This window comes from Limnospira sp. PMC 1279.21 (assembly GCF_032349615.1).
Classification (GTDB): Bacteria; Cyanobacteriota; Cyanobacteriia; order Cyanobacteriales; family Microcoleaceae; genus Limnospira; species Limnospira fusiformis.
Map to the genome: position 1 here is coordinate 1 of NZ_JARPLU010000236.1, position 5690 is coordinate 5690.

Consider the following 5690-nt stretch of genomic DNA (forward strand, 5'->3'; position numbering starts at 1 on the left):
CTGTTACCTTAACGGGTAATAGTGCTATCGTCGCATTGTCAGGCAATAGCCGGAAAAATGTCGCGTAAATGTATCAGCATCATTGGGGATAGGCAATGCGTAAAGTTCTATTTGTGATTGTAGCGGGGGTTTTATCACTCTGGCTAGGGGGTTGTGCTTCGGAGCCACCGGAGGAGGAAATTACATTGACTCCAACTCCCACAGAAGAAACAACCCCAGTTGACCCATCGGAAGAGGAAACTACAGCAGAAACACCATTTGAAGATCCTCTAGTTACTGAAACTCCTCCGCCAGAAGCAGGTTTGATTCAGTCTACCAAATCAGAGGAACGATTGAGACAGCTTCTGCCCGGCAGAAATGGAGTACCTGCTGCACCGGCAACTATTCCGATTCCTGGTCAACAACTTGACCCCTTTGGACCGGTTCCACCGGTTATTGCAGATAGACCCCCAGACGTGCAAGCAGACAGTGAATCGATCGCCTTACCCACTAGACAAGTGCCGGACTTACCCAGTCTTCCTGTGGCTATGCAACCACCCCAATGGAGAACTCCTGTTGCGGTTACTACGGTACCAGGACAGCCAGGGGTAGCCAACGGACAGCCAGGGGTAGCTAACGGACAGCCAGGAGTAGCCAACGGACGACCCGGAACCCCCACCGCACAGCCAGGGGTAGCCAACGGACGACCCGGAACCCCCACCGGACAGCCAGGAGTAGCCAACGGACGACCCGGACTGGCTGAACCAGTAGCAGAATTACCAGATCTAGCTGTAGCTGGAGTGCCAGATCTGCCTCAACTCCCCCTCACTTCCAGACCACCCGCATGGGTTGACCCTAATGCTCCTCCACCCGTCGCCCCAGCCGCGCCGCCACCACCCCCTTCGACTGATTTAGCTCGTGGAATAGAGGTAACCGGAGTGCTGAGAACTGGAGATGATACGAGAATTATTGTTAAGGCTCCTAATGAACCCACGAGTCGTTATGTGAGTGTTGGTCAGCGCATAGCAGGGGGAGAAGTTCTGATCAAGCGGGTGAAGTTTAGCCGAGACAGCGATCCGATTGTCATCTTTGAGCAGAACGGCATTGAAGTTGCTAGAATGGTAGGTGAGGTTAGCGGACCCTTTGGGGATGAGGCTAACACGATTGTAATGCCACAAACTATCAACAATTTTGTTCGTAATCAGTCCTAACTAATTGGGGGTTTTAGGCGACTACTCTGCCTGGCTTGGATCTATATCCCCGGTGGTTGAGGTCAGTCGTTGATCTAAAACTCCCTTGGGTTTGATAACCCAGAAATTATCAATGTCATGGGTTGAGTATTATGTTGAATTTAGTTGAAAAATTTGGCTTTGTTACCCTAGGACGGTTCACGCAGTCTCTGGTCAGCAGAATGGCGCTTGGTGGCTCTGTGGCTTTGTTAGTTGCACTGCCAGCTAATGCCCAAACAGAAGGCGGTCGCCCCCCCATATGTGAAGGACAACTACCTACTGGTCAGGTGACGTGCAACTACGAAGGGGGAGATAATTTTACGGGTAGTTTTGTCAACGGTCGCCCAGAAGGACGCGGTATCTTTGTCTATGCTAACCGCGATCGCTTTGAGGGAGAATTTCGCAATGGTCTCCCTAATGGTCAAGGTGTGTTTATCTTTGCTGATGATTCCCGTGTAGTGGGAGTGTTTAGAGATGGCCAGATTACCAACGGAACGGTGATTTTTGCCAATGGCGATCGCTATATTGGTGAGTTTCAACTGGTCACGGAAGTGGGTAGCGGTAACACCAGCAGCCAACCCCACGGTAGCGGACAGTTTGTTTATAGCAATGGCGATCGCTTTGAGGGAAGATTTTTTGCCGGGGGACCCTTTGGACAGGGAACCTTAACCCGCACAGATGGGACTACCTGCCAAGGAGAATTTTTTAATCAGGCCCTCGACGGAAGCGGGAATTGTACCTTCCCTAACGGTTTTCGCTATGAAGGGGAACTGCGCGGCGGTATCCCCCACGGCCAAGGTGTTCTCATTAACACCGCCGGACAACGTTTCCCCGGTACTTTCCGCGATGGTAGACGGCAAGAGTGAACGGTCGAAGTCACCACAAATCAGCAGTTTTGGGGAAATCTCCCTCACGGAAGCCCCAGTCCTGTGGGTAGGTTAGCAATAAAACTTAAAAAAGTGAAGTGAATAAGATGGCTGATCCAGTAGTAGGCTGAAGATTAACGCATTTTAGACATAGAGGAAAATAAACCAATGGTTCAACGTGGTTCTAAAGTTCGCATTCTTCGTAAAGAGTCCTATTGGTTCCAAGAAGTGGGAACAGTTGTTTCCGTGGATAAAAGCGGGATTCGCTATCCTGTGATTGTTCGTTTTGATAAGGTCAACTACAACGCCTACTGCGGTGTTGATGGCGGCGTTAACACTAACAACTTTGCTGAAGCTGAGTTGGTGGAAGTAGAAGCACCAGCTAAAGCAGCTAAGAAGTAAACTAGGCTCTCGGCTAATCCCCCTGGCGGCAGTGCCATAGAGTGCCTGCCGCCTGTTAATGTTTTAATCGCAGTCACTTTATATCTGCTTGTTTTGCTGTGCCAGAGTTACCTGAAGTTGAAACCGTTAGAAAGGGTCTAAATCAGATGACCCTCAATCAGCCTATAGTGGGTGCGGATGTCCTGTTAGATAGTGCGATCGCTCACCCCACTGCTGTGGAATTTATCGCCCAACTTACCAACACTACCATCAACCATTGGTATAGGCGGGGAAAATATCTGTTAGCGCAACTACAAGCGCCATCACAGCCATCAAATCCTATTTTCACATCAAAAGACCCAATCGAGACTAAGACAAGCGACGGGGGCTGGCTGGGTGTGCATTTGCGGATGACCGGACAACTTTTGTGGCTGACTTCTGATCAACCTTTACATAAACATACCAGGGTGAGATTGTTTTTGCAGGGGGAACGAGAATTGAGATTTGTTGACCAGCGGACTTTTGGTAAAATCTGGTGGGTTCCCCCTGGTATGGCGGTGATGGATGTGATTTCTGGTTTACGGGAATTGGGACCAGAACCCCTTAGCGATGAATTTTCCCCTGAGTATTTAGCCAACAAACTGCGACTCCGCCAAAGACCGATTAAAACGGCTTTACTAGACCAAGCTATATTGGCTGGTTTGGGTAATATTTACGCGGACGAGGCATTATTTTTAGCGGGAATTCAACCCACAACTCCTAGCCGTCGTCTCAGTGAAGACCAAGTTAATCGCCTGTGTACCCACATTGTCGAGGTTTTGCAAGAGGCGATCGCTTCCGGTGGCACAACTATTCGTAATTTCCTCAACGTCCAAGGCGTTAACGGGAACTACGGTAGCCACGCCTGGGTTTATCAACGCGGCGGGAAACCTTGTCGAGTTTGTCAAACCCCCATCGCTAAAATTAAACTATCGGGACGCGGCACCCATTTCTGCCCTAGGTGTCAACCTTCACTCGATTCTGATCTCTCCTGATCTCGATTGTTAAGATAGATGTTCATAAAGCTACGTCTACCATCAGTAACGGTAAAATACAATTTGCAGTGCTCAGTTAGGGAAGCCAGAATCAGTAGAGGCAATGAATGCCTTGTCTGTTATGATTCGCCCACGATCGCAGAATCCTTGACATCAAATTAACTCACAAGCCCTTAAAATTTGGGATAGATTCATTTATCATTTGCTATCCTACTCGCTATGACTATTAAACGCGGAGATTTTGTTCACGCCGTTCGGGAAAAATTAGAAAATAGCCTAGAAGTGACCGCCAGCGACTCCCGCTTACCTCCCTATTTGTTTGAAACTAAAGGGGAAGTCATGGAAACCAAGGGAGATTATGCCTTTGTCAAATTTGGTCGAGTCCCTACACCAGCTATATGGTTGCGGATTGATCAATTGGAACCCGCTAAATAGCCATGTGCGACTCGAGGCGCGATCGGACTACGCAGTTAACCCTAATATCCGTACATAACTAGGCTAGGGTACTAACACCCGCAGGGTAGGGTATGATTCCCATAATCCTACGGGTGGTGGGGTGGCTTCAAATTAGGGCTACCCCTGCTTAACCCGCCATGACTTCCCATATTGCAGAGACACCGTTAATAAAAATATAATTGGTATATGCAGATGGCTTCTAGTATGTTTTTTCCTCCTTCATGTCACCCTACCCAGGTTTCCATAATTGGGGCAGGTAAAGTAGGTGGTACTCTAGCCCAGCGCATAGCAGAGAGTAATGTCGCCCATGTCGTATTACTTGATGTGGTGGAGGGTTTACCCCAAGGGGTCGCCCTGGACTTGATGCAAGCTGGATCAGTGGAAGGTCACGATCGCAAAATTCTCGGAACTAATGATTATGCAGATACTGCCGGATCAGATATTGTCGTAATTACAGCCGGTCGCCCTAGGACTCCGGGCATGAATCGTAATGATTTAATCGAAACTAATGCCCCTATTGTCGCTCGTGCTGTTACTAATGTGATCGCCAGTTCCCCTAATGCAGTCATTATCATAGTTACCAATCCTTTGGATGTAATGACTTATATAGCTTGGCAGGTCAGCCAAATCGAACCTTTTAGGATTATGGGAATGGCAGGAGTGTTAGACTCAGCCCGCTTCCAAGCGTTTATCGCCACAGAATTAAACGTTTCCGTTGTCGATGTTAATGCAACCGTTATGGGAAGTCATGGCGATTTAATGGTTCCCCTTCCCCGTTATTCTACAGTTAATGGCATTCCCATTACAGAGTTAATGGATGCTGAAACCATTAATCGTCTCATTGCTCGCACTCGTAATGGGGGGGCGGAAATAGTCGGACTTCTGAAAACTGGCGGCGCTTATTATGCTCCCGCTTCCTCCGTGCGGACTATGGTAGAATCTATTTTACTCAACCGTCGTCGTCTATTGCCAACTTCTGCCTATCTCAAGGGAGAATATGGCATGAAGGATATTTTCCTAGGGGTTCCCTGTTGGTTGGGATGTCGAGGCGTAGAGGGCGTTCTGGAATTAAACCTCACAGACAATGAACGCGAAGCACTCAACAGTTGCGCTCAATCGGTTCGCGAAGGTATTGAAAAAGCCGATGCGGTTTTAGCGGCCACTGCTGCTGTTTAGCCGCCGGGGGCGGGTCTTAGTAGTGCCATGACGTACCCGCCCCGACAAAACCCCTCCCCTTCCTTAACTCTTGCGGACCACAGACAGTTTCACCAAAGCCCTTGACAGTCTGGGATTTATCATCTATCATTATTTGTATACACGGGGCATTACTGGTTTCGACAGGACGATCAAACCGACCTTGTGATTCAGGCCGAGAGTGAGCCTCCTCTCGAAAATCAAAGGTTCAAAAAAAATGTAAGTGCGAACAACGTCGTACCTTTCGCTCGCGTTAAAGCCGCTGTTGCTTAATAACGAATACCTCCTATAGGTTCGAGCACTCACGGTTTGACTCCGTTAAGGACTGTGGGTTAAACCCCAACGGATGCTTCGGTTAAGCGTTCTCTGGTAGCTTAACTGAAAAAGACTCTACTAGAGAATCCTACCGTCAGGGATAAGTGACGGTTCCCGCCCTAAGGATTAGAGGGGCTATGTCTGTGAACGAGCAGGGCGTAAATAGTCGTTTTGGACATGGGTTCGATTCCCATATGCTCCATTTTCAGTAAACCCTAGTCTAGTAGCTATCGCGG

General features: G+C 48.7%; 6 protein-coding genes, 1 other RNA gene and 1 pseudogene. All 8 read left to right on the plus strand.

What is annotated here, in order from left to right; translation table 11 throughout:
• A pseudogene (locus P5683_RS26550) lies at window positions 1–68 on the plus strand (transposase); the annotation flags it as partial.
• A gap of 27 nt (window positions 69–95) precedes the next feature.
• Entirely contained in the window at window positions 96–1190 is a 1095-nt protein-coding gene (locus P5683_RS22315; RefSeq protein WP_315641059.1) for a hypothetical protein, read from the plus strand.
• A 131-nt stretch (window positions 1191–1321) separates the two neighbouring features.
• Window positions 1322–2074 (plus strand): MORN repeat-containing protein, encoded by a 753-nt coding sequence (locus tag P5683_RS22320; protein WP_006669957.1) that lies wholly within the window; start codon window positions 1322–1324, stop codon window positions 2072–2074.
• Between the two features lie 168 nt (window positions 2075–2242).
• Window positions 2243–2476: a photosystem I reaction center subunit IV gene (locus P5683_RS22325; RefSeq protein WP_006625536.1), complete on the plus strand. Its 234-nt coding sequence runs from the start codon at window positions 2243–2245 to the stop codon at window positions 2474–2476.
• A 98-nt stretch (window positions 2477–2574) separates the two neighbouring features.
• Window positions 2575–3489, plus strand: coding sequence for a DNA-formamidopyrimidine glycosylase (locus tag P5683_RS22330; RefSeq protein ID WP_006625537.1), 915 nt, complete (start codon window positions 2575–2577; stop codon window positions 3487–3489).
• A gap of 219 nt (window positions 3490–3708) precedes the next feature.
• The gene (locus P5683_RS22335; RefSeq protein ID WP_006625538.1) at window positions 3709–3924 is read left to right on the plus strand and encodes an NAD(P)H-quinone oxidoreductase subunit O; all 216 of its coding nucleotides are present in this window, start codon (window positions 3709–3711) and stop codon (window positions 3922–3924) included.
• Between the two features lie 213 nt (window positions 3925–4137).
• Window positions 4138–5121, plus strand: a complete 984-nt coding sequence (gene mdh, locus P5683_RS22340) for a malate dehydrogenase (protein WP_006625539.1) — start codon at window positions 4138–4140, stop codon at window positions 5119–5121.
• A 143-nt stretch (window positions 5122–5264) separates the two neighbouring features.
• Window positions 5265–5659: a transfer-messenger RNA gene (gene ssrA / locus P5683_RS22345) on the plus strand.
• The last annotated feature ends 31 nt before the right edge of the window (window positions 5660–5690 follow it).

Excerpts from the sequence above, each read along its gene's own strand:
- P5683_RS22315 (WP_315641059.1), top strand. The coding sequence starts at position 96 with ATGCGTAAAGTTCTATTTGTGATTGTAGCGGGGGTTTTATCACTCTGG.
- P5683_RS22320 (WP_006669957.1), top strand. The coding sequence starts at position 1,322 with ATGTTGAATTTAGTTGAAAAATTTGGCTTTGTTACCCTAGGACGGTTC.
- P5683_RS22325 (WP_006625536.1), top strand. The coding sequence starts at position 2,243 with ATGGTTCAACGTGGTTCTAAAGTTCGCATTCTTCGTAAAGAGTCCTAT.
- P5683_RS22335 (WP_006625538.1), top strand. The coding sequence starts at position 3,709 with ATGACTATTAAACGCGGAGATTTTGTTCACGCCGTTCGGGAAAAATTA.
- mdh (WP_006625539.1), top strand. The coding sequence starts at position 4,138 with ATGGCTTCTAGTATGTTTTTTCCTCCTTCATGTCACCCTACCCAGGTT.